25 protein-coding genes are annotated in these 22,959 nt (G+C 60.7%); 15 read left to right on the top strand and 10 right to left on the bottom strand.

Annotated features, from left to right (window positions below; translation table 11 throughout):
- Positions 1-287 precede the first annotated feature (287 nt).
- The gene (locus M0808_RS21555; protein ID WP_247842363.1) at positions 288-1,022 is read left to right on the top strand and encodes a transporter substrate-binding domain-containing protein; all 735 of its coding nucleotides are present in this window, start codon (positions 288-290) and stop codon (positions 1,020-1,022) included.
- Positions 1,023-1,155: 133 nt separating this feature from the next.
- Here M0808_RS21555 and M0808_RS21560 read toward each other — a convergent pair whose 3' ends face one another.
- Both M0808_RS21560 and M0808_RS21565 read right to left on the bottom strand, forming a co-directional pair.
- Positions 1,156-2,550, bottom strand: coding sequence for an FAD/NAD(P)-binding protein (locus M0808_RS21560; RefSeq protein WP_247842364.1), 1,395 nt, complete (start codon positions 2,548-2,550; stop codon positions 1,156-1,158).
- A complete protein-coding gene (locus M0808_RS21565; RefSeq protein WP_103368869.1) occupies positions 2,551-3,114 on the bottom strand; it encodes an XRE family transcriptional regulator in 564 nt (187 codons plus the stop codon).
- An 85-nt stretch (positions 3,115-3,199) separates the two neighbouring features.
- On the opposite strand from M0808_RS21565, the gene M0808_RS21570 reads away from it, so the two are divergent.
- The 7 genes from M0808_RS21570 (at position 3,200) to M0808_RS21600 (ending at position 10,439) form a co-directional block, all read left to right on the top strand.
- Positions 3,200-4,135, top strand: a complete 936-nt coding sequence (locus M0808_RS21570; protein WP_247842365.1) for a DMT family transporter — start codon at positions 3,200-3,202, stop codon at positions 4,133-4,135.
- A 246-nt stretch (positions 4,136-4,381) separates the two neighbouring features.
- Entirely contained in the window at positions 4,382-7,300 is a 2,919-nt protein-coding gene (locus M0808_RS21575) for a monovalent cation/H+ antiporter subunit A (RefSeq protein WP_223008763.1), read from the top strand.
- Entirely contained in the window at positions 7,300-7,644 is a 345-nt protein-coding gene (locus M0808_RS21580) for a Na+/H+ antiporter subunit C (RefSeq protein WP_003225953.1), read from the top strand. Before M0808_RS21575 ends, M0808_RS21580 begins: the two co-directional genes overlap by 1 nt.
- A complete protein-coding gene (locus M0808_RS21585) occupies positions 7,641-9,320 on the top strand; it encodes a monovalent cation/H+ antiporter subunit D (RefSeq protein ID WP_247842366.1) in 1,680 nt (559 codons plus the stop codon). The genes M0808_RS21580 and M0808_RS21585 overlap by 4 nt, the downstream gene beginning before the upstream one ends.
- Positions 9,317-9,805 carry a Na+/H+ antiporter subunit E gene (locus M0808_RS21590; protein WP_247842367.1) on the top strand — a complete coding sequence of 163 codons (489 nt, stop codon included), beginning with the start codon at positions 9,317-9,319 and terminating at the stop codon, positions 9,803-9,805. Before M0808_RS21585 ends, M0808_RS21590 begins: the two co-directional genes overlap by 4 nt.
- Entirely contained in the window at positions 9,802-10,080 is a 279-nt protein-coding gene (locus tag M0808_RS21595; RefSeq protein WP_003225959.1) for a K+/H+ antiporter subunit F, read from the top strand. Before M0808_RS21590 ends, M0808_RS21595 begins: the two co-directional genes overlap by 4 nt.
- Positions 10,077-10,439 (top strand): Na+/H+ antiporter subunit G, encoded by a 363-nt coding sequence (locus M0808_RS21600; protein ID WP_027612967.1) that lies wholly within the window; start codon positions 10,077-10,079, stop codon positions 10,437-10,439. Before M0808_RS21595 ends, M0808_RS21600 begins: the two co-directional genes overlap by 4 nt.
- Before the next feature lie 127 nt (positions 10,440-10,566).
- Here M0808_RS21600 and M0808_RS21605 read toward each other — a convergent pair whose 3' ends face one another.
- A complete protein-coding gene (locus M0808_RS21605) occupies positions 10,567-11,007 on the bottom strand; it encodes a DUF3995 domain-containing protein (protein WP_097090307.1) in 441 nt (146 codons plus the stop codon).
- A gap of 94 nt (positions 11,008-11,101) precedes the next feature.
- On the opposite strand from M0808_RS21605, the gene M0808_RS21610 reads away from it, so the two are divergent.
- Complete coding sequence (locus tag M0808_RS21610; RefSeq protein ID WP_139054731.1) at positions 11,102-11,491, top strand: DUF2946 domain-containing protein; 390 nt, start codon at positions 11,102-11,104, stop codon at positions 11,489-11,491.
- Between the two features lie 92 nt (positions 11,492-11,583).
- Positions 11,584-13,716 (top strand): TonB-dependent receptor, encoded by a 2,133-nt coding sequence (locus M0808_RS21615; RefSeq protein ID WP_247842368.1) that lies wholly within the window; start codon positions 11,584-11,586, stop codon positions 13,714-13,716.
- 139 nt (positions 13,717-13,855) lie between these two features.
- Here the strand turns inward: M0808_RS21615 and M0808_RS21620 are convergent, their stop codons facing one another.
- From M0808_RS21620 to M0808_RS21630, 3 genes are all read right to left on the bottom strand, one after another.
- Positions 13,856-14,872 (bottom strand): ABC transporter substrate-binding protein, encoded by a 1,017-nt coding sequence (locus M0808_RS21620; protein WP_097090304.1) that lies wholly within the window; start codon positions 14,870-14,872, stop codon positions 13,856-13,858.
- A 127-nt stretch (positions 14,873-14,999) separates the two neighbouring features.
- Positions 15,000-15,197 (bottom strand): hypothetical protein, encoded by a 198-nt coding sequence (locus M0808_RS21625; protein ID WP_027612962.1) that lies wholly within the window; start codon positions 15,195-15,197, stop codon positions 15,000-15,002.
- 8 nt (positions 15,198-15,205) lie between these two features.
- Positions 15,206-15,655, bottom strand: a complete 450-nt coding sequence (locus M0808_RS21630) for a hypothetical protein (protein ID WP_166497420.1) — start codon at positions 15,653-15,655, stop codon at positions 15,206-15,208.
- A 423-nt stretch (positions 15,656-16,078) separates the two neighbouring features.
- Between M0808_RS21630 and M0808_RS21635 the strand changes: the two genes are divergently transcribed.
- A complete protein-coding gene (locus M0808_RS21635; protein WP_027612961.1) occupies positions 16,079-16,354 on the top strand; it encodes a hypothetical protein in 276 nt (91 codons plus the stop codon).
- Between the two features lie 47 nt (positions 16,355-16,401).
- Positions 16,402-16,638: a DUF2789 family protein gene (locus M0808_RS21640; protein ID WP_247842369.1), complete on the top strand. Its 237-nt coding sequence runs from the start codon at positions 16,402-16,404 to the stop codon at positions 16,636-16,638.
- Between the two features lie 6 nt (positions 16,639-16,644).
- Here the strand turns inward: M0808_RS21640 and M0808_RS21645 are convergent, their stop codons facing one another.
- From M0808_RS21645 to M0808_RS21655, 3 genes are all read right to left on the bottom strand, one after another.
- Positions 16,645-16,845: a hypothetical protein gene (locus tag M0808_RS21645; RefSeq protein ID WP_007966907.1), complete on the bottom strand. Its 201-nt coding sequence runs from the start codon at positions 16,843-16,845 to the stop codon at positions 16,645-16,647.
- A gap of 112 nt (positions 16,846-16,957) precedes the next feature.
- Positions 16,958-18,562 (bottom strand): methyl-accepting chemotaxis protein, encoded by a 1,605-nt coding sequence (locus M0808_RS21650; RefSeq protein ID WP_247842370.1) that lies wholly within the window; start codon positions 18,560-18,562, stop codon positions 16,958-16,960.
- 225 nt (positions 18,563-18,787) lie between these two features.
- A complete protein-coding gene (locus M0808_RS21655) occupies positions 18,788-19,192 on the bottom strand; it encodes a TraR/DksA family transcriptional regulator (RefSeq protein WP_003225981.1) in 405 nt (134 codons plus the stop codon).
- Positions 19,193-19,606: 414 nt separating this feature from the next.
- Between M0808_RS21655 and M0808_RS21660 the strand changes: the two genes are divergently transcribed.
- The 3 genes from M0808_RS21660 (at position 19,607) to M0808_RS21670 (ending at position 22,291) form a co-directional block, all read left to right on the top strand.
- Positions 19,607-20,515 carry a MurR/RpiR family transcriptional regulator gene (locus tag M0808_RS21660; RefSeq protein WP_007966905.1) on the top strand — a complete coding sequence of 303 codons (909 nt, stop codon included), beginning with the start codon at positions 19,607-19,609 and terminating at the stop codon, positions 20,513-20,515.
- A gap of 61 nt (positions 20,516-20,576) precedes the next feature.
- Entirely contained in the window at positions 20,577-21,182 is a 606-nt protein-coding gene (locus tag M0808_RS21665; protein ID WP_247842371.1) for a glutathione S-transferase, read from the top strand.
- A 2-nt stretch (positions 21,183-21,184) separates the two neighbouring features.
- Entirely contained in the window at positions 21,185-22,291 is a 1,107-nt protein-coding gene (locus tag M0808_RS21670) for a DNA alkylation repair protein (protein WP_247842372.1), read from the top strand.
- 160 nt (positions 22,292-22,451) lie between these two features.
- On the opposite strand, the gene M0808_RS21675 is transcribed toward M0808_RS21670, so the two are convergent.
- Complete coding sequence (locus tag M0808_RS21675) at positions 22,452-22,820, bottom strand: hypothetical protein (protein WP_115987523.1); 369 nt, start codon at positions 22,818-22,820, stop codon at positions 22,452-22,454.
- Positions 22,821-22,959: the final 139 nt, after the last annotated feature.

Genomic DNA, 22,959 nt, shown 5'->3' on the forward strand with positions numbered 1-22,959 from the left:
ATGCTGACTGACACTGCGCTTTCGCGAGCAAGCTCGCTCCCACAGGTTCTGTGTCAGCCACAAATGCCAGGCACACCACAAACCCATGTGGGAGCGAGCTTGCTCGCGAACAGGTCAGCTCCGTCACTTCAATGTTGACTGATCCACCACTATCGCCAGCAACGGTGTTGTCTGCGCCTGGCTCTGCCAATCCGCCTTGGTTTCTGACACAAAAGCCCCGTACATTCCGCACGACAGCCATCCCCGGCCCGTACTAAGCTTCGCGCTCAATTTTTCAGGGACGATTCATGAAACGGATTGCCGCGTGTCTGCTGTCACTCCTGGCCCTGGCGGCCGATGCGGCCGATCTGCAACTGCTCACCGACAACCACCCGCCCCTGCATTTCCAGCAAGGCGATCAAATGGTGGGTTACGGCGTGGATGTGGTGCGCGCGCTGGCCGAACAGACCGGCGACCGGATCGATCTGCAACAAGTGCCGTTGCTGCGCGCCCTGCGCACCGCCAGCGAAACACCCAACACCGGCGTCTTCACCGTCCTGCGTACCGACGAGCGCGATGACCGCTATCAATGGGTCGGGCCGCTGATTGAAGTCGAAACCGCGCTGTATGCCCATGCCAACAACCAGCCGCCGGTAAAAACCCTGCAGCAGGCGGATCAGGCCGGTCGTATCAGCGTGCCGCGCAAATGGCTGATCTACAGCTACCTGCAACAGCAGAACCTGAAGAACCTCGACGGCGTCGAAACCCCGGAACAGATGATGCGACTGTTCAGCCTGAGCCGAACCGATTTCGTGGTCTCCGACACACTCTCCACCGCCGCGCTGGCCCGCACCCAAGGCATGGAACCGGGACGCTTGCAGTATCAGATTCCGCTGATGAAACAGGACACCTACATCGCCTTTTCGCTGCAGACCGATCCGGGTCAGGTCAAACGCTGGCAACAGGCGCTGGAAACCTTGCGCGCCGACGGGCGCCTGGAGCAGATTCGCCAGCGCTGGCTGATGAATGCACTTCCGAGATGACTGAGCTGCCCCGTTCAACTGTAGGAGTGAGCCTGCTCGCGATAGCGTCAGCCCCTTCAGCAATGAGGTGAAAGACCCACCGCTATCGCGAGCAGGCTCACTCCTACAGGGGTCTGTGCAAGCCGGTCTGCTTTCATTCCACCAGCCGCGCCGCCAGCGCCTTCGCCTGCAATGCCACATCCGTCACCGCCGTGCTCTCCCACCACATCCCGCGCAACGGTGGCCCCATCGCGAACAATCGGCTGCCGGCCTGCCCTTCAGCATCCAGCACCGCACCGTCCACCGCCGCTGCAATCCCCAACGCCAACGGCCCCGGCCGCACCAGCCCACGCGCCAGCAACTGCTGCGGCAGCGGGCGCGCGACGCGGCGCCAGTCGTACTCGATGCCGCTGGAATTGATCAGCGCTGCACCTTGCACCACACAGGTTTGCGCCTCGCCGCGACGCCGAATTCGAATGCTCACACCCTCGCCCGTCATCGGCTCAAGCCCTTTGAACGACGCCGCCTGAATCCGCAACCGTCCTTCGTTGTGCAAGCGCTCAACCAATGCTGCACTCAGCGGCGGCGACCGGTGATGATGACTCTCCCACCACGGCCGCACATGGCGTACGAATTGTCGACGCTGCACGTCAGTCGCCTGACTCCACAGCCGTCCGATATGGGCCCGCACCGTGTCCAGCGGCGCCTGCCAATCGATGCCCTGAGCGATCGCCTCGCGGCAATGCCTGCGCAGCTCGCGCAACAACTGTCGAGGTGTGCGAATGCTCTGATCTTCGGCAAGAAAATCCACCCACACCGGCGGTTGTCGACGCACATGGGGCAGCAAACCGTGACGGGAAAACACTTCGATCGGCCCGCGATGACCGGCCTGCTCCAGTGAAACCACGGCATCGACCATGGTCAGGCCGGAGCCGATGATCAGCACAGTCGACTGCGGATCGAGCTGACGCATGGCGGCGACATCCCACGGATCAAGCGCTGCGGCGTTCAGGCCGCTGGACTCTTTCTGCGGCGTGCGCGCGGCGGGGAACATGCCCGTAGCGAGCACGGCATAGGCGCCGCGCAGAGTCTGCCCATTGCTCAAGCTCATTTGCACCGAATCCGCATCAGTTTGCAGATCGACGACTTCAGCGCGAACGTGCTCGACGGTCGAACCATGCTGCGCACCAACGACGCGCGCCTCGGCCTGACGCTGCTGCACATACACGCCAAACAGCCCGCGTGGAGGGAACAGCTCACTGATTGGCACATTCTGCTCGGCAGATTCCGGCCAGCCACCGGCAGCGATGTGCGCGGTCAGCCATTGAGTCAGATCATCGGGGTTATCGGGGTCGACACTCATGCGCGCCGCATTGCCGTTGAGCGTGTGGCCCAGTTCGACGGCGCTGTAAGCTTCACCGCGACCGAGTTCGGCGCGCGGTTCGATGATCAGGATCCGACGCTGGCCGGGCAGTCGCAGCAGTTGCACGGCCAGCATCGTGCCGCTGAGGCCACCGCCGATGATCAGGATGTCTGCGTTCTGACTCATTCAAATCACCACATTGCGCACAAAGCGCACCGCCACCGGCCCGTCATTGCGATAGCCATGGGGCTGGTTGCTGGCAAACATGAAAAACTCGCCGCTCGCAATGGTATTGGTCACATCACCCACCGTTAGCGTCAGGCAACCTTCGAACACATAAATCTGCTCGCTCCAGCCATCGGCATCCGGTTGCGACGGATAGACCTCGCCCGGTTGCAGGCACCATTCCCACTGCTCGACTTCACGGGTGGCGGTGGCCTTGGATAGCAGTACCGCTTTGCTCCCGGGAATCACCCCGGCCCACGCCACCTCGTTGATGCGGCTGGTATCGCGTGCGTCGGGGGCCTGGATCAGGTCGCTGAAGGCCACGTCGAGCGCTTCGGCAACGCGATCGAGGGTGGTCAGGCTGACATTCTTTTCCCCGGCCTCGATCGCCACCAGCATGCGCCGACTGACGCCGGACTTTTCCGCCAGCGCGGTCTGGCTCATGTCGGCAGCGTGGCGCAGGCGCCGAACGTTGTGACTGACGTGTTGCAGGACGGACGCCCGTTGGCTGGAATCTTTGTGCACTATATTGCTCACTCGGTGGGGTTGGGCAGTATACTGCGCAACGTTGGGCGCATTGTGCGTCCTGCCTTTTATAGTGCGCAAGGACATGACGTCAGTGAACAGCTCCCCCACGCCTCTTCGCTTCTCCCGTTTCAGCAAGGCCGAGTGCGTGCTGGTGCTGATCACCATGGTCTGGGGCGGTACGTTCCTGCTGGTGCAACACGCCATGACCGTCAGTGGGCCGATGTTCTTTGTCGGCCTGCGCTTTGCCGCTGCGGCCGCCATTGTTGCGCTGTTCTCTTGGCGCCACTTGCGTGAACTGACCCTGTTCGAGCTCAAGGCCGGATCGTTCATCGGCGTGGCGATCATGCTCGGTTACGGCTTGCAGACGGTTGGTCTGCAAACGATCCCGAGCAGTCAGTCGGCATTCATCACCGCGCTGTACGTGCCCTTCGTGCCGTTGCTGCAATGGCTGGTACTGGGCCGTCGACCAGGGTTGATGCCGAGCATCGGCATCATGCTGGCGTTTACCGGTCTGATGCTGCTGTCCGGGCCGTCCGGGGCGTCGTTGAATTTCAGCCCCGGCGAAATTGCCACCCTGATCAGTGCCATCGCGATTGCCGCCGAGATCATTCTGATCAGCACCTATGCCGGTCAAGTCGATGTGCGCCGGGTGACCGTGGTGCAACTGGCGGCCACCTCGGTGCTGTCGTTCCTGCTGGTGGTGCCGACTGGGGAAGCACTTCCGGATTTTTCCTGGACCTTGCTGGTGACCGCACTGGGTCTCGGCGCGGCGAGTGCGGCGATTCAGGTGGCGATGAACTGGGCGCAGAAAAGCGTTTCGCCGACCCGGGCAACATTGATCTACGCCGGTGAACCGGTGTGGGCCGGGATCGTCGGGCGGATCGCCGGGGAGCGTCTGCCGGCAATTGCCTTGGTGGGTGCAGGGTTGATTGTCGCGGCGGTAATTGTCAGTGAATTGAAGACCAAGGGTAAGGTTGTCGAAGAAGACGCGGAGCTGGAGCGGGAGACCCAAGGTTAATCCGCAATATCTTTAGTGCCTGACCCATCGCCTTCGCGAGCAAGCCCGCTCCCACATTGGAATGTATTTCAAATGTGGGAGCGGGCTTGCTCGCGAAAGGGCCATCCGTCACAACATCCCTCCCCCTGAAACAATGCCAAACCAAATTTTTCAGACTACTTTGTAGGATTCTGAGACATCCTGGCGTTTGGTAATCAGGGAGCTGGCACGTATGATGCTTCACAAACTTCCGCAGATTAGAAGCCTATGTCCCTGATAGTTCTACTGCTTCTGCCATTCATTGGCAGCTGTCTGGCAGCGGTGCTGCCACACAACGCGCGTAATACCGAATCCCTGTTGGCAGGTCTGGTCGCTCTGATCGGCACCGTGCAGGTCGCGCTGTTGTATCCGCAAATCGCCCACGGCGGGGTGATTCGCGAAGAGTTCATGTGGCTGCCCAGCCTCGGTTTGAATTTCGTCCTGCGCATGGACGGCTTCGCCTGGTTGTTCTCGTTGCTGGTGCTGGGCATCGGCGCTCTGGTCTCTTTATATGCGCGTTATTACATGTCGCCGGACGACCCGGTGCCGCGCTTCTTCGCCTTTTTCCTGGCGTTCATGGGCGCCATGCTCGGGCTTGTGATCTCCGGCAACCTGATCCAGATCGTGTTCTTCTGGGAGCTGACCAGCCTCTTCTCGTTCCTGTTGATCGGCTACTGGCACCACCGCTCCGATGCCCGGCGTGGCGCCTACATGGCGCTGATGGTCACCGGTGCGGGAGGATTGTGCCTGCTGGCGGGGGTCATGATCCTCGGCCATGTCGTCGGCAGCTATGACCTGGACAAGGTCCTGGCCGCCGGCGATCTGATTCGCGCACATGCCCTCTACCCTATTCTGCTTCCCCTCATCCTCATCGGCGCCCTCAGCAAAAGCGCCCAGTTCCCTTTCCACTTCTGGCTGCCGCACGCGATGGCGGCGCCCACCCCGGTTTCGGCTTATCTGCACTCGGCGACCATGGTCAAGGCTGGAGTGTTTCTACTTGCGCGTCTGTGGCCGTCATTGTCCGGCAGTGAAGAATGGTTCTACATCGTCAGCGGCGCCGGTGCGTGTACGTTGTTGCTCGGCGCCTACTGCGCGATGTTCCAGAACGACCTCAAGGGACTGCTGGCCTACTCGACCATCAGCCATCTGGGCCTGATCACCCTGCTGCTCGGCCTGAACAGCCCGCTGGCAGCGGTCGCTGCGGTGTTCCACATTCTCAACCACGCGACCTTCAAGGCTTCGCTGTTCATGGCCGCCGGGATCATCGACCACGAAAGCGGCACCCGTGACATTCGCAAACTCAGCGGTCTGATCAAACTGATTCCGTTCACCGCGACCTTGGCCATGGTCGCCAGTGCGTCGATGGCTGGCGTGCCGTTGCTCAACGGCTTCCTGTCGAAAGAAATGTTCTTCGCCGAAACCGTGTTCATCAACGCCACCGCGTGGGTCGAAGCAGCGTTGCCGATTGTCGCGACCATTGCCGGTACCTTCAGCGTCGCCTACTCGCTGCGTTTTACCGTCGACGTGTTCTTCGGCCCGACCGCTACCGATCTGCCACACACCCCGCACGAACCGCCGCGCTGGATGCGTGCGCCGGTCGAGCTGCTGGTGTTCACCTGTCTGGTCGTCGGGATCTTCCCGGCGCAAGTGGTCGGCCCGTTGCTCGCAGCCGCCGCGCTGCCGGTGGTGGGCGGCACGCTGCCGGAATACAGCCTGGCGATCTGGCACGGTCTGAACGCGCCGATGATCATGAGCCTGATCGCCATGTCCGGCGGCATCGTGGTCTATCTGCTGCTGCGCAACCAGCTCAAGCGGGGCCGCTTCAAATACCCGCCGCTGGTGGGTCGCTTCAACGGCAAGCGCCTGTTCGAGCGCAGTCTGGTGCTGATGATGCGCATGGCCCGTCGGGTAGAACGCCGACTCGGCACCCGCCGCCTGCAAATGCAACTGTTCCTGATGGTCCTGGCGGCGGTGCTCGCCGGCCTGATCCCGATGTTGCACAGCAGCCTGAGCTGGGGCGACCGGCCGAAGATTCCGGGTTCGATCGTGTTCGTCACCCTGTGGCTGCTGGCAATCGCTTGCGCCCTCGGCGCCGCATGGCAGGCCAAGTATCACCGTCTCGCCGCCCTGACCATGGTCAGCGTCTGCGGGTTGATGACCTGCGTGACCTTCGTCTGGTTTTCGGCGCCGGATCTGGCCCTGACGCAACTGGCGGTGGAAGTGGTGACCACGGTGCTGATCCTGCTCGGCCTGCGCTGGCTGCCCCGGCGGATTGAAGAAGTCTCGCCACTGCCTTCGAGCCTGCGCAAGGCCCGCGTGCGGCGCTTGCGCGACTTGCTGCTGTCGATTGCCGTCGGCGCCGGCATGGCGCTGTTGTCCTACGCGATGCTGACCCGGCAGACGCCCAACGACATTTCCTCGTTCTACCTCAGCCGGGCCATGCCCGAGGGCGGTGGCAGCAACGTGGTCAACGTGATGCTGGTGGACTTCCGCGGCTTCGACACCCTCGGTGAAATCACCGTGCTGGTGGCCGTGGCGCTCACCGTGTTCGCCCTGCTGCGCCGCTTCCGCCCGCCGAAAGAAAGCCTGCAACTGCCGGCCCAGCAACGCCTGCTCGCGCCGGACGTGGTCACCGATCTGGTCAACCCGCGCAGCGCCAGCGACACCGCGCTCGGCTTCATGATGGTGCCGGCGGTGCTGGTGCGCCTGTTGCTGCCGATTGCGCTGGTGGTGTCGTGCTACCTGTTCATGCGCGGTCACAACCAGCCGGGCGGTGGTTTCGTCGCCGGACTGGTGATGTCGGTGGCGTTCATCCTGCAATACATGGTCGCCGGGACGCAGTGGGTCGAAGCGCAAATGAGCCTGCGACCGCTGCGCTGGATGGGCACTGGCCTGCTGTTCGCCACCGCCACCGGTCTCGGCGCGATGGCGGTCGGTTATCCGTTCCTGACCACCCACACCTGGCATTTCGCCTTGCCGCTGCTGGGCGAGATCCATATCGCCAGCGCGCTGTTCTTCGATATCGGCGTGTACGCCGTGGTCGTGGGCTCGACGCTGCTGATCCTCACCGCCCTCGCCCACCAATCGGTGCGTGGTCACAAAACCGCGTCGCTGCCCAAGTCCGTCGCCAGCAAAGGAGCCGTCTGATGGAAGAAGTCATCGCAATCGCCATCGGCGTGCTCGCCGCCTCCGGGGTCTGGCTGGTGCTGCGGCCACGGACATTTCAGGTGGTCATGGGCCTGTGCCTGCTGTCCTACGCGGTCAACCTGTTCATCTTCAGCATGGGCAGCCTGTTCATCGGTAAAGAACCGGTGATCAAGGACGGCGTGACACAGGATTTGCTGCACTACACCGATCCGCTGCCGCAGGCACTGGTGCTGACCGCCATCGTCATCAGCTTCGCCATGACCGCGCTGTTCCTGGTAGTGCTGCTGGCGTCGCGGGGCCTGACCGGCACCGACCACGTCGACGGCCGGGAGCCCAAGGAATGATGGCGATGACTCACCTGATCGCCGCACCGATCCTGCTGCCGCTGCTGACCGCCGCCATCATGTTGATGCTCGGCGAGAAGCATCGGCCGCTGAAGGCGAAAATCAACCTGTTCTCCAGCCTCGTCGGCCTGTTCATTTCGGTGATGCTGCTGCAGTGTACGCAAACCACCGGCGTGCCCGGTTCCATCGGCGTGTATCTGCCCGGCAACTGGCAGGCGCCGTTCGGCATCGTGCTGGTGGTTGATCGCCTCTCGGCATTAATGCTGGTGCTGACCGGGATCATCGGCGTCAGCGCCCTGCTGTTCGCCATGGCGCGCTGGGATGGCGCGGGATCGAGCTTCCACGCGCTGTTCCAGATTCAGCTGATGGGCCTGTATGGCGCCTTCCTCACCGCCGACCTGTTCAACCTGTTCGTGTTCTTCGAAGTGCTGCTCGCGGCCTCTTATGGCCTGTTGCTGCACGGTTCGGGGCGGGCGCGGGTGTCGTCGGGCCTACATTACATCTCGATCAACCTGCTGGCCTCGTCGCTGTTCCTGATTGGCGCGGCGCTGATCTATGGCGTCACCGGCACCCTGAACATGGCCGATCTGGCGCTGAAGATTCCGCTGGTGCCGGAAGCCGACCGTGGCTTGCTGCATGCTGGCGCGGGGATTCTTGCGGTGGCGTTTCTGGCGAAGGCCGGCATGTGGCCGCTGAACTTCTGGCTGGTGCCGGCCTACTCCTCGGCCAGCGCGCCGGTGGCGGCGATGTTCGCGATCATGACCAAGGTCGGCGTCTACACCCTGCTGCGCCTGTGGACGCTGCTGTTTTCCAGTCAGGCCGGGGCCTCGGCCTTCTTCGGTGGCGACTGGCTGATCTACGGCGGCATGGCGACTATCGCCTGCGCGGCGCTGGCGATTCTCGCCGCGCAACGCCTGGAGCGGATGGCCAGCCTGAGCATTCTGGTGTCGGCCGGGATTCTGCTGTCGGCGGTGGGTTTCGCCCAGCCAAACCTGATCGGCGCGGCGCTGTTCTATCTGGTCAGCTCGACCCTGGCACTGAGTGCGCTGTTCCTGCTGGCCGAGTTGATCGAGCGTTCGCGTTCGGCCAACGAAATCCCGCTGGAGGATGAAAGCGAGTTACTGCCGCGTCCGCAGGAATCGCTGCAACCGCCCAAGGGCATCAACCTCGACGACGAGCAGAAAGCCGTGGTCGGTCAGGTCATTCCGTGGACCATGGCGTTTCTCGGCTTGAGTTTCATTGCCTGCGCGCTGCTGATCATCGGCATGCCGCCGCTGTCCGGGTTCATCGGCAAGCTCAACCTGATCGGTGCGCTGCTCAATCCACTGGGGCTTGGCGGTGAAGCGCCGATCTCCAACGCAGCCTGGGCGCTGCTGACGCTGCTGATCCTGTCCGGGCTGGCCTCGTTGATGGCATTCGCGCGCATGGGCATCCAGCGTTTCTGGACGCCCGAGGAGCGCCCTTCGCCGCTGCTGCGCAAGCTTGAATGCGCACCGATCTTCCTGTTGCTGGGGCTGAGCATCGCGCTGACCTTCAAGGCCGAACCGCTGCTGCGTTACACCGAGGCCACCGCCGACGCGCTGAACAACCCGCAGCAATACGTGATGGCGGTGCTCGGCACCCGCGCCGTTCCCAGCCCTGAAGCCAAAGCGGCGATGCTGGAGGTGCAGCCATGAAGCGCGTATTTCCGGCACCGTTGCTGTCACTGGCGTTGTGGGTTTTGTGGCTGACGCTGAACCTGTCTGTCAGCCCGGGCAACCTGGTGCTCGGTGCAATCCTCGGGTTCGCCGCACCGTTGATGATGCGCAAGCTGCGCCCGAAACAGGTGCGCATCCGCCGTCCGCTGACGATTTTGCGCCTGTTCGTGATGGTCGGTCGTGACGTGATCCTCTCCAACCTGATCGTCGCCTGGGGCGTGCTCAACGCCGGTCGCCGCCCGCCGCGCTCGCGCTTCGTCAAAGTGCCGCTGGACCTGCGCGACGCCAACGGTCTGGCGGCGCTGGCGATGATCTGCACCGTGGTGCCGGGCACCGTGTGGTCGGAGCTGGCGCTGGATCGCAGCATTCTGCTGCTGCACGTTTGGGATCTGGATGACGAGGCGCACTTCATCCACCACTTCAAGACTGCCTACGAGCAGCCGTTGATGGAGATTTTCGAATGAGCCCGCTGCTGTCGAACGCGATTCTGCTGACGCTGTTCCTGTTCTCGCTGGCAATGGTCCTGACCTTGATTCGCCTGTTCAAGGGGCCGTCGGCACAGGATCGGGTACTCGCTCTGGATTACCTGTACATCGTCGCCATGCTGATGATGCTGACCCTGGGCATTCGTTATTCCAGTGACACTTATTTCGAGGCGGCGCTGCTGATCGCGCTGTTCGGCTTCGTCGGCTCGTTTGCCCTGGCGAAATTCCTGCTGCGTGGCGAGGTGATCGAATGAATGCTGAATTGTCATTGTGGGTCGAAATTCCGGTTGCGATCCTGCTGGTGCTCAGCGGGGTGTTTGCGCTGATTGGCGCGACCGGATTGCTGCGCATGAAGGATTACTTCCAGCGCATGCACCCGCCGGCGCTGGCCTCGACACTGGGCGCGTGGTGTGTCGCACTGGCGTCGATCATCTGTTTTTCGGCACTCAAGTCCGGACCGGTGATGCATGCCTGGCTGATTCCGATTCTGCTGGCGATTACCGTGCCGGTGACTACGTTGCTGCTGGCGCGGGCGGCTTTGTTCCGCAAGCGCATGGCCGGGGATGATGTGCCGGCTGAGGTGAGTAGTCGCCGCACCGAGAGTGGTAGTTAGTTTCTACATCTAGGGTGTCTGAACTGGCCTCTTCGCGAGCAAGCCCGCTCCCACATTTGGAATTCATTTCCCCTGTGGGAGCGGGCTTGCTCGCGAAGAGGCCGGTATTGCCAACACATGAACCGGGTCAGACCCAAGCCACCGCCAACAACCCCGCCCCCAACACCAGACACAGCGGCGAATACACCCAGGTATCCAGCCGCGCAAACCGCGACCCTTTCACTTCCTTGAAAAACCCCACCAGATTCGAATCGCCGATCGCCCGGGCGAACATCAATAACGCAATCGCACTGATCACCCATTGCAACGCTTTGTGATGCACCGCCGGCATGCCCCAGCCAACCCGCATGCACACCAGCGCGGCAATCACCAACAATGCTGCCGCTACCAGCAAGGTAATCCAGCCTGACGGTTTGAACGCCGGTCGCACCGTCGCCACCAGTCCTCGCACCGGCACTTGCGGTACCGCCGCCACCGCCGCCCATTGCCCACCCAGCGCCCAATACACGTGTACCAGGCTGATTGCCGCAAATATCGTCACCAGCCATTGAGCCAACACAAAGGTCATGGTCGAGAATCCTTTCAAGGGATTTGAACAAAACATCCTAGTTGGCATTTTTTGAAGTGCACGACCGATCAGCGGTACGGTAAAGTGCCGCCCCATGAAATTCACCCGTTCCGATCGCTCACTGCTGGCCTGGATGCTTTATTGCTGCGTCCTGTTCAACGTGTTCGCCTGCAGCATCGGTCACGGGCAAATGGTCGGGATGCAGCTCAACGGCATCGGCGGCCAGTTCTGTACGGTCGACCCGACCACTCAAGCGCCGCAGAGCAGCAACCCCGGCGAAGAACAATTGCCGACCCTGTCGAAGGCGTTCGGCTGTCCGCTGTGCTCGGTCGGCGGCGGCATGGGCCCGGCGTTCAACTCCAGCCTGACCCTCGCGGTTCTGCCCGAGCAGCACAGCCCGCCGCTGGCGCCCATCGTCAGCGCCGACCTCCCTGCCCGCTTCACCTGGCCTTCGGCCAATCCTCGCGCCCCACCGCTCGCCTGAGTGTCTTTGCCTTTTTGATTTTTCAGCCCACTGCGCCAACGCGCGGCGTTCGCCTGTGCGCTGATTCCTAGACAAGCATTCAGGATTCAACGATGAAACATATTCCTCTGCTGGCCAGCCTGTGCGGCTGCCTGTCCCTTAACGCCTGGGCGCAATCCACCGTAGACCTGGCGCCGATCACCATCGACGGCGTATCCACCAGCGAACCGGGCCTGAGCCTCGATCAATCCAGCGGCATGGCCTCGCGCCTCGGCCTCAGCGTGCGCGACACGCCGGCCTCGGTGGCCGTCGCCAACCGCAACGACATCGAACGCCACGGCGCGCAAAACTTCCAGGACGCCGCCAACACCCTGCCCGGGGTCAATGCCAGCGCACCACCGGGCTTTGGCGGATTCGTCTCCTATCGCGGTTTCACCAGCAGCCAGATCACCCAGATGTTCAATGGCATCAACGTCTCCGGCGGCCTCGCCCGGCCGGTGGATGCGTGGATCTATGATCGAGTCGAGCTGGTGGGCGGGCCTTCGTCACTGATCAACGGCGCAGGCTCGGTGGGGGGTTCGCTGAACTACGTGACCAAACTGGCAACTCGCGACGAACAAGCCGCTGAAGGTCGCGTCAGCTACGGCAGTTACGACACCACCGAAACCGCGTTCGGCCTCAACCACGCGCTGACCGACCCGAGCGCCGACGTGCAGCACTACGCGCGGCTCGATGTCAGCCACAACACCAGCAACGGCTACATCGACCGCCAGCAGCGCGATGCCTGGAGCGTGGCGTTCTCGTTGCTCAGCGACCTCACGCCGGATCTGTCGCACACCCTGGCCCTGGAATATCAGGACGAACACGAAGACAGCCCGTACTGGGGCACGCCGGTGCTCAACCCCAAGGCCGGCGAGTTGAAGATCGACAAACACAACCGCTTCAACAACTACAACGTCGAGGACGGACGCTACGAACAGCGCACGATCTGGGTGCGCTCGATCATCGATTACCGGATCAACGACAGCACCACCCTGCGCAACACGCTGTATCACCTCGACAGCCAACGCGATTACCGCAACCTCGAGACCTATCAGTACAACGCCGACAACACGGCGGTGAACCGCTCCACCGCCTATCAAGTACGCCATCAGGGTGAGCAGAACGGCAACCAGTTCGAACTGCGCCACGACAACACCTTGTTCGGCCTCGACACCACTTGGTCCGGTGGTTTCGAGTACAAGGTCAACCAGACCACCAACTCGCCGCTGAATATCAAAGGCGCAAGCACGGTCGATCCGAACAACTACCGTCCGGGGCATTTCTACGATATTCCCGGCACCAACCCGACACTGATCAGCGACAAGACCAACGAGGTCACCACCAAGGCGCTGTTCGTGGAAAACCGCCTGGCACTGACCGACAAACTGGCGTTGCTCACCGGCCTGCGTTACGACGACATCGACCTCGACGTGACCAACCATCGCACCGTGACGGCCGCCAATCCCAAGCACCTCAAACGCAGTTGGGAACCGGTCACCGGACGCGTCGGCCTGACCTACCAGTTCATCCCATCCGCCAGCGTCTACGTGCAATACAGCACTGCCGCCGAGCAACCGAACGGCACGCAGGACTTCGATGTTTCCACCGGCAAGCAATGGGAAATCGGCAGCAAGTTCGACTACCTGAATGGCCGTGGCTCGGCGACAGTTGCCGCCTACACCATCGAGCGCAAGGACTTCGCTGTGACTGATCCGCTGGATCCGACCAGCAGCATCCCGGTAGGGCAGCAAACCTCGAAGGGCATCGAGATCGCCAGTTCCCTGCGGATTACCGACAAGCTGTTGGCCGAAGGCAACTTCGCCTGGGTCGATGCGCAGTACGATGACTTCACCGAAAAGAACGCCGCCGGTGAGGTGGTTTCACGCAAGGGCAATACGCCGACCAACGTCCCGGATCGGGTCGGCAATCTATGGCTGACTTACGATTTTTCGCCGCAATGGCAAGCTGGGGTCGATGCGCGGTATGTGGCGTCGGTGTATGCGGACACGGCGAACACCATGACCGTGCCGTCGTACACGCTGTTCGGCAGCTTCCTCAGCTACAAGGTCGACTCGCACACCACCGTTACCGGGCGAGTGCGTAACCTGACCAACGAGGTGTATGCCGAGTTTGCGCATGTATCACCGGCTTACTATCTGGGTACACCGCGCACCTTTGAATTGGCGGTGCAGACCAAGTTCTAAAAGCCTGGAAGCTTCGCGAGCAAGCCCGCTCCCACAGGAGCGCGCGTTCCAAGTGTGGGAGTGAGACTGCTCCCACAGGACAGAGCGCTCCAATTGTGGGAGCGGGCTTGCTCGCGAAGAGGCCAGCAGTCTCAACTATCTATTTCAGATCAGCCGCCACCTTCTCCGCCACATCCTTCGGCACCCAAGCCTGCCACACCTCCGGATGCGCCTTCATGAAGGCCTCAGCCGCCTGCCGTGGTGCGGTGTGTTTCTCGCTCATCTCGGCCAACGCCTTGTTCAGCGGCTCGATCGGGAAATCCACCTTGCTGAAGAAATCCGCGATCTGCGGATACTGCTTCTGGAACGGCGTAGACACGCCAATCGACAGCTTCGATGCCAGCGAACGGGTCGGTTTCGGATTGGGGTTATCGGCATCGGTCAGGGTCTTCCACGCCTCGGCATCGAACGGTGGCTCTTCCAGCTGCACCAGTTTGAATTTGCCCAGCAATGGCGTCGGCGACCAGTAATAGAACAGCACCGGTTTGCCCCGACGGATCGAAGAGCTGATCTCGGCATCCAGCGCCGCGCCCGATCCACTGCGGAAATTGGTGTAATCGTCCTGCAGGCCGTAAGCGGTCAGCTTCTGCTTGTTAACCACTTCCGAGGTCCAGCCGATCGGGCTGTTGAGGAACCGACCCTTGCTCGGATTTTCCGGGTCCTTGAACACATCCTTGTATTTCTTCAGATCACTGACACTGCGCAGGTCCGGCGCCAGCGGCTTGATGCCCTTGGCCGGGTCACCCTTGATCACGTATTCCGGCACCCACCAGCCTTCAGTCGCACCCTTGACCGTATCGCCGAGACTGACGACCTTGCCCTCCGCTTCAGCCTTGACCCACACCGGACTGCGCCCGGCCCACTCTTCGCCAATGACCTGAATGTCATTGTTGGCCAGCGCGGTTTCCAGGGTGATGGTGGTGCCGGGCAACGTATCGGTCGGCAGGCCATAGCCCTTCTCGACGATGATCCGCAGGACATCGGTGATCAGGCTGCCGCTTTCCCAGTTCAGGTCGGCAAAATGAATCGGTGCCTGTGCCGCCGCTGCCGGCTGCGCGGCCGTCAGTACACCGAACGAAACCACGCTGGCGGCCAATAGCCGTCGAATTCCTTTCATGCTTTGCACCTCGTGCTGTTCACAGCAATAGCAGGATGGCCTGGCAGAAGACCGCAAGCCTCTGAATACTCAGTCAACTGACTGTAGCCGAGGTTCCTGCTTTTTCCGGGGGCCAATCCCGGCGAGGTTATGTTTCAGACTTTTCCTGCAAGCTTTGCAGCTCGCGTCTGACCATGCTGGCGTATTCCGCAGGCCGCAAGGTGTAGATCTGCGCTGCCACCCAGTTCAGCCACGCGCCCTGCAATTCGGCTTTGGCGTTGAACAGGCGCAAGGCCTCCTCACGCGCACGGTCAAGGTTTTGCGAATGGAAGTCGGCGCGACTCAAACCACCGATCACTCGCTGGCCTTGAACGTGATCAGTTCGCCCTTGCGCCACTTCGCCGCTTTACCGGTAACGGCTTTCAGGGTCTTGGTCAGGCCTTCCTGCAGTTGCTGGTGCGCGGCAAACACCGTCACCACGCTGTGGCCTTCCTTGAACAGGATCGCGTGGCCGTCCGCTGTATCGACAAAGGCGTAATCGCCCAGGCCGTACACCGTGAGTTTGATTTCGCGAAAGCGAATGTCCATCTTGCCGCCTTCACGGCTGGGCAGCACGGCCGCGCTGAAATGATCGCCGACCTTGAGCTTGAGCCCCGGTTTGTCATCGACCACCAACGCACTTTCGGTGTCGATCTCGGCCACGTAAATGCCTTCGGCGTTCTGTTCGGTGATGTAAACAAAACGCGACTGGAACAGCTTGACCAGCTTTGCACGCAAATCACCCAACACGAACAAAGCATGCATATCGAGGTTACTGACTGCCAAAGAAACATCCCCACATCTGAAAAAGTACCCGGCGCCAAAACGCGCACGGCAAAAAAACGGCCAGGCCGATGCTGTTACCGAATGACTTCAGTACACCTGAAACAAGCGGAGCGCCCATACATCACAAGTTCGCAAGACTACTGGAAAGTCAGGCGAGAAACTTGCCTCGATGTTCGCCAGGCCTTGAAGGAAAAATCTTCATTGAAGCGCAACGAAGACGGACTACAAACTTTAGGGAAAAAACTGACGAAAAAAAGCCCTTTTCCGACATATCGCCGGTAAAAAATTGCTTTAGATAGGCACCTGTCGCCAACAGACACTGGCGATTCTAGAGCAGCGATGCTGCTTCCGACTACCCGAACCGACCTGTAACCGTCGGCTATCTCATGAAAAGGACTTCATATGTGCACTCTGACTCACTTTGCCCAGCCCTCCAAACCAGTCATGGATACGCCTTTCGTGCTGCACGGCACTGATTTGCCGGAACTTGCGCAATACGCACAAAGCGTTCAGACCCCACGATTTCAGGTGGTCCCGGCAGGTAACGCGTTCTTTCATATCAAGGAATCTTCCACCGGTCGTGTAAGAGGTTTCCGCGAAGACCATAACGAGGCGTGCGCCCTCGCCCGCTTGCTTGAATCACGGATCGAACTCTTGTCCAACGGCTGCCTCAGATAAAGAGCGAGCGACAGCGCCATTCCGGCACACGCAAAAAGGAGTACACGATGGAACTGCCTGCATATGATCTGAAAACCCTGTTCGACCAACTGGGCCTGCCATCGGAAAACGGGGCCATCGACGATTTCATCGAAGCACATCCGCTGGATGCCACCACCAAGTTGATCGATGCCGAGTTCTGGACGCCGCAACAGGCGCAACTGCTGAAGGAGTGGCTGCGCGCCGACGGCGAAGAAGCGGTGATGGTCGATGAATTGAACGTACGCCTGCACGACGGACGTTAATAAATGTCAGTGCAGGCTGTCGCCAGGCTCGGCCATCAGTTGCGCGAGCCAGGCAGCCTTGCACTCCTCCGCCTCGTCGCGACTGGCGAACGCGGTGCCGCGCCGCTCACCATTGAGCAACACCACCCAGCAGACGCTCTGGCCCATCGCGCGCAATCCGGCGGGCACACCACTGCCAATCATCACCGCGACATCGACTCTGCACATACTGACCTCTCGATTTCATTAGCTACCTAACTAACGGCCATGTTAATGACTTCATCGCAGAGGAAACAGCAACGCCCGTGCACAGATTCATTGCGCGAGCGGTAACAATCGATCAGCGCGGATTCTCCGGTTTATAACCAAGGCGCAGTCCGCCCCAATGCCGGCCCTTGACCATGATCGGCACCGACAAGTCGTGCATCAGCTCGCCGGTATCGCGGGTGTAAGTCTGCAATAGCACCGCCTGTTGATGGCTGCCGCAGCGGATCCCGGTGCGGTCGGCGAACTTGCGTTTGGTGCGGTTACCCACCGCGTCCACCTGCGCGTCACCGGTCAACGGCTGACTGAACGCCAGGTTGTGCGTCGGCACATAACCCTGCGGCGTGCACGCGATGGCGAACACCAACCCCTCATGGCGCGGCAGCAGGGGCTCCTGAATCGCCGGCAATACCTGATCGGTGTAGCGGTCGAAACGGGTTTGAAACTTCGCCGGCTGCGTCCCGGGAATCGGTTGATATTGACGGTCGAACAAATCCTCAAGGCTGATCCGCCCCTGCTCGACATCCGCCTCGAACCGCGCCGCAATCTGACTCGCGCCCTCACGCGCCAGGTCATAGACGCGCTGGTGATAGTCATCCAGACCGACTTCGGCCAGACGCTCGCTGATGGTTTCCGCCTGCCCTTCCATCTGCACAGCGGCCTCGGCCAGGCGTCGGGTCTGCTGATCGCTGATCGCCAGATCACTGCGCATCTGCTCGATGGCCTTGAACAGACTGTCGAGCTGCTCGCGATTGGTTTCCGCGCCACGGGCGATTTCACCGACCTGGGTTTCCACCCCAGCCGCCAGCCGCGCGATGTTTTCCAGATGCTGGCCGGTGTTCTCGACCTGCTCGACACCGGTCTGCAGATCGCTGGACAGCTCGCGGATCTGCTCCACCACTTGCGCCGTACGCTGCTGAATGTCGGCAACCATCTCCCCGACCTCGCCGGTCGCCGAGGCAGTCCGCGCTGCCAGACCGCGCACCTCATCCGCCACCACCGCAAAACCACGGCCATGCTCACCCGCCCGCGCAGCTTCAATCGCCGCGTTGAGGGCGAGCAGATTGGTCTGGCTAGCGATGGACTGAATCACCAGCGTCACCCGTTGAATATCATCGCTGCGCAGACTCAGGGCTTCGATCAGCTCACGGCTGGCATTGGCGCGTTGACTGAGTTGATGCATCCGTGCAATCGAATCCACCAGTTCGGTGCGCCCCGCCGCGCTGCTGTGATGCGCTTCGCTGGCGGCGTCCAGCGCTTCACGACTGAGCTGCGAGGTGGCCTGTTCGGTGGCGATCATCACTTCGGCGTTGCTGACAATCTGCGCCGCCGCATCGAGTTGCGATTCGAGTTTGCCCGCCAGTTGCTTGACGGAAAACGCCACACCGGCAGCTGACAGTGCGTTATGACTGGTGGTGTAGGAAAGATCGCGGGTGAGTTCGGAAATCGCGCTGCCGGCATCGACAGGCGCAGCATCGGGAATGGCCCGCGAACGCAGGCGCGGCAGCCAGACAATCAGCACCGCCAGCGGCATGCCGATGTACAGCGACCATTCACCCAGCGTCATGCCGGCGAGCAACAGCATCAGGGCGATGCTTTGTAGGGTCGGAGCGATCCAGCGGTTTTTCGGCAACAGCACTGGTGCAGGCAAAGCCCCAACCAGAGATCCATCTCTCGTCATATCAACACCCCACGCTTGTTCTCATTGTTGTGACTGCATTAAACGCCACTAGAACGCCATTATCCATGGTCCGTTAGTCGTGGAGTCTGCAGCAGGTCAATGGAACGGCGCGCAAAATATCGCAGACGAGCAAAAGCAAAGATCGCAGCCCCGTCAGCTCGTGTAGGAGCTGACGAAGGCTGCGATCTTTTGCAGGCGCCCCCGATTCAGGGGGCAGCCATGGAATCAGGCCTGACGCTGGTGCTTGTCGATCTGCTCGTGACGCTCTTGAGCTTCGATGCAGTACTTGGTGGTCGGGCTGATCAGCAGGCGTTTCAGGCCGATGGCCTCGCCGCTGTCGTCGCACCAGCCAAAACTGTCTTCCTTGATGCGCTCAAGGGCTTGTTCCAGTTGCGGCAGCATGCGCTGGTCGCGATCGATCGCGTTCACCAGCCAGGTGCGCTCTTCTTCAACCGAAGCCGCGTCCGCCGGGTCGGCCGGAGTGTCCAGGCTTTCGATGGCGATACGGTTTTGCTCAATGCGCTCGTGGGTTTCGACTTTCATGTTCTGCAACAGCTCAGTGAAGAAAGCGTGTTGCTCGGCATTCATGTAGTCATCTGCCGGCATGGCCAGCAACTTGTCCTTTGTCATTGATATCTCTATAAAAAAACGTGCATTAAGGCGAAATAGGGAGCGTTCCGGCGAACCGTGTCCGGTCGACGAAAAGGCATCGTTTATTGCAAACGCCACCCGGCACTCAATTTACGAAGGGGCGGCAGTCTAAGGCCCGTTTGAGGCCTCAGCAACTGTAAATACCGGGAATTTGTCCGACAACAGCCGTAAACGGGTCTGACACAGGCTTCATGGCGGTCATCGGAGTGCGTTTATAGCAAGAAATTCAGTCCAACGGCTGTATATAGAAGACAAACGGCTAACCGCTGGCGTCTCATCGCGAATTTTTCTACTCCCGGTGCATCGTTTCAGCCAAGCAGAACCCCAAAAGCCCTCCTAACATCAGCCACAACCCAGCACTTTGTGTGATTTGATCAGCCTAAAGGAAGACTTATGCCCCGCCCCGATCTGCCGGCCAACGACGAGCGCCCCCTCGCCAGCCCCCCGATCAATGCCGAGCGTCTGCTGCAACTGATCACCGACGAATACGACACCCTGCCGCGCCAACTCAAGCGCATCGCCAGCTACATGAGCCAGCAAAGCGACCGGATCATGGTCGATCGCATCAGCGACATCGCCCGGGAATGCGAGGTGCATCCATCCGCCATCGTGCGCTTCTCGCAGCGCTTTGGCTTCAGCGGCTTCAGCGAAATGCAGGCGCTGTTCCGCGCCGCCTACACCCACAAAGCGTCGCCGGTGCACAACTACCAGCAACGCATCCGCAGCATGATCGCCAACCAGTCGCAGCAGGCCAGCGACGGCGACCTCGCCCGCGAATGCATCGACGCCACCCGCTCCGGCATCGAACGCCTGGGGCGCGAACTCGACGACGTCGCCTTCGAAAAAGCCGTCGACCTGATCGTCAACGCCGACAACATCTATGTCGTCGGCGTACGTCGCTCCTTCGCCGTCGCCGACTACCTCGTTTACAACTTGCAACACACTCACAAACGAATTCACCTGGTTTCAGGGCTGGGCGGCAGCTATCGCGAGCAGATGCGCAGCGTGCGTAGCGGTGATTTGGTCATCGCCATCAGCTTCACCCCCTACGCCAAGGAAACCCAGCACTGCCTGCGCTATGCCCGCCAACAACAGGCCAACACCCTGATCCTCACCGACAGCCACCTCTCGCCCTTGGCCAAAAACGCCAACAGCCTGCTGCTGGTGAATGAGGGCAGCGCATTGGCGTTCCGTTCGCTGAGTGCGACCTTGTGTTTGTGTCAGGCGTTATTTGTGGCGGTGGCGTATCGGCTGGAATTGAATGTGGATGAGATTCACGAACAAGCCGGTTTTGACGACTGACATTTACCTCAGGCTCGGCTAGGTTATGCCTTCCCACCGGTTCGACTTGAAGGAACGCGTCATGAAACTGATCGGCATGCTGGACTCCCCTTACGTGCGCCGCGTGGCGATCTCCGCCAAACGCCTCGGCATCGACCTCGAACATGAATCGGTCTCGGTGTTCCGCCACTTCGAGCAATTCCAGCAGATCAACCCGGTGGTCAAGGCGCCCACGCTGATCCTCGATGACGGCGTGGTGCTGATGGACTCCACCCTCATCCTCGACTACCTCGAAGCCGCCAGCGGCAAAAGCCTGCTGCCGAGCGACCTCAAACAACGCGCCAACGCCCTGCGCCTGATCGGCCTCAGCCTCGCCGCCTGCGAAAAAGCCGTGCAACTCTATTACGAACGCAACCTGCGACCGGCCGACATTCAATACCAACCGTGGGTCGAACGCGTCGAAGGCCAACTCGCCGCCGCCTTCACCGCCCTCGAACAGGAACTGGAAAAAACCGGCCTGCCCACCGACGGCACCCTGACCCAGGCCGGCATCAGCCTCGCCGTCGCCTGGAGCTTCACCGACCTCGTCGTCCCCGACCAGATCGACACCCGCCGCTACCCGCACATCGCCCAATACACCGCGTACGCCGAAACCCTCGAAGCGTTCGTCAGCACCCCGATGACCTGACCATGAGCAGCACCGACACCGCCGCCCCGGCGTTAAAGGAAATCTTCAACACCGAACGCCTTCAACACATCGCCAACGAAATGAGCGCCGTGTACCCGGCATTCAAGGCCAAGGCGTTTCTCAAGCACGCCAACCAAGGGCTGGCGGAATTATCGGTGATGCAACGCATGGCCCGCGTCAGCGAAAGCCTGCACGCCGTGCTGCCACTGGACTACGAAGATTCCCTCGAAGTCCTGCGCGAACTCGCCCCCCGCCTCAACAGCGGATTCGTCAGCATGTGCCTGCCGCACTACGTCGCCAGCTACGGCAGCCACGCTTTCGAGACCTCGATGCAAGCACTCAAATACTTCACCACCTTCGGCTCCTCCGAATTCGCCATCCGCCACTTCCTGCGCAGCGACCTCGAACGCTCGCTGGAACACATGCACGACTGGACCCAAGACCAAAACCACCACGTCCGCCGCCTAGCCAGCGAAGGCACCCGCCCCCGCCTGCCCTGGTCGTTCCGCCTGGAAACCGTGCAAGCCAACCCGCAACTGGCCGCCGGAATCCTCGATCGGTTGAAAGCCGACGAGAGTTTGTACGTACGCAAATCCGTGGCGAACCATCTGAACGACGTGACCAAGGAACATCCAGAATGGGTGCTGGACACGATTGAAGGCTGGCCACTGCAGAACAAACACACGGCGTGGATTGCCAAGCATGCGCTGCGCAGCTTGATCAAACAGGGAGATTTGCGCGCGCTGACGGTGATTGGTGCGGGGGCCAAGGCAGAGGTTGAGTTGCTGGATGTGCGGGTTGAGCCGGCGGTGGTGAGGTTGGGTGAGGCGATTACGTTGTCGTTTACGGTGAAGTCGACGGTGGCGCATGAACAGCGGTTGGTGATTGATTATGCGATTGACTATGTGAAGGCGAATGGCGGGATTTCGGGGAAGGTGTTCAAGTTGAAGACGGTGGTGTTGGCGGGGTTTGGGGAGATGGTTGTGGGGAGGCGGCAGGTGATTCGGGATTTTACGACGCGGAAGCATTTTTTGGGGCGGCATGGGGTTAGGGTTTTGGTTAATGGGGAGGTTTTGGGGGGGACTGCGTTTGAGATCGTCGCAAATTGATACGGATAAATAGATTCCGTTGATCTGGCAGTGCTCGGACTGATAGGGAATTTACGGATGGGGGTGCTTTCGGCCAAAAGCAGTCGTTCACGGGAGGCAGCTATCGACCCACAGCAGTAATCTGAACCGCATTGATCTAAAGCAATGCCTCCTGCCCATCCTAAAATCGTGATGGCAGTTCATTTCCGGCCTGGGCATCCGAAAAGACCTCATCTGGATCTGCCTGACACCAATATCTGAAAAGTAGGCGAGGCTCGATATTTCTGAAATATTGATCAACGATGCTCTCGGGGCGCACGACCCATTTAGGCTCCGGCCATTGCTGGGCTAAAACACCTAATGGTTCGCCAGATGAATAAACAACCCAAGTGGCCTTGCCTCCACTGATACGAGGTAGGTAGTCCATATCTTGTATCACTTCGATCAAGGTGCGTAGTGTTGCTGATTGATCGAGTGTGATCGATATTGCATGACTTTCCAGATCATCTCCCGCATGAACGCTATCTCGATCAATGGCAACTACCAACATGACTGCTCCTTTTAGTGGTGTGCTTTCACCAGATCGATCAGCGTAGAGACATCAGCGGCTAACTGTCGAGTGCGCTTCTAGCCCAAACCTGCCGTACCAGGTCTCCGCTTTCGGCCAAAAGCGGACGGCTATGCAGCGG

Source organism: Pseudomonas sp. MWU12-3103b, assembly GCF_023100615.1.
GTDB classification, from domain to species: Bacteria; Pseudomonadota; Gammaproteobacteria; order Pseudomonadales; family Pseudomonadaceae; genus Aquipseudomonas; species Aquipseudomonas putida_A.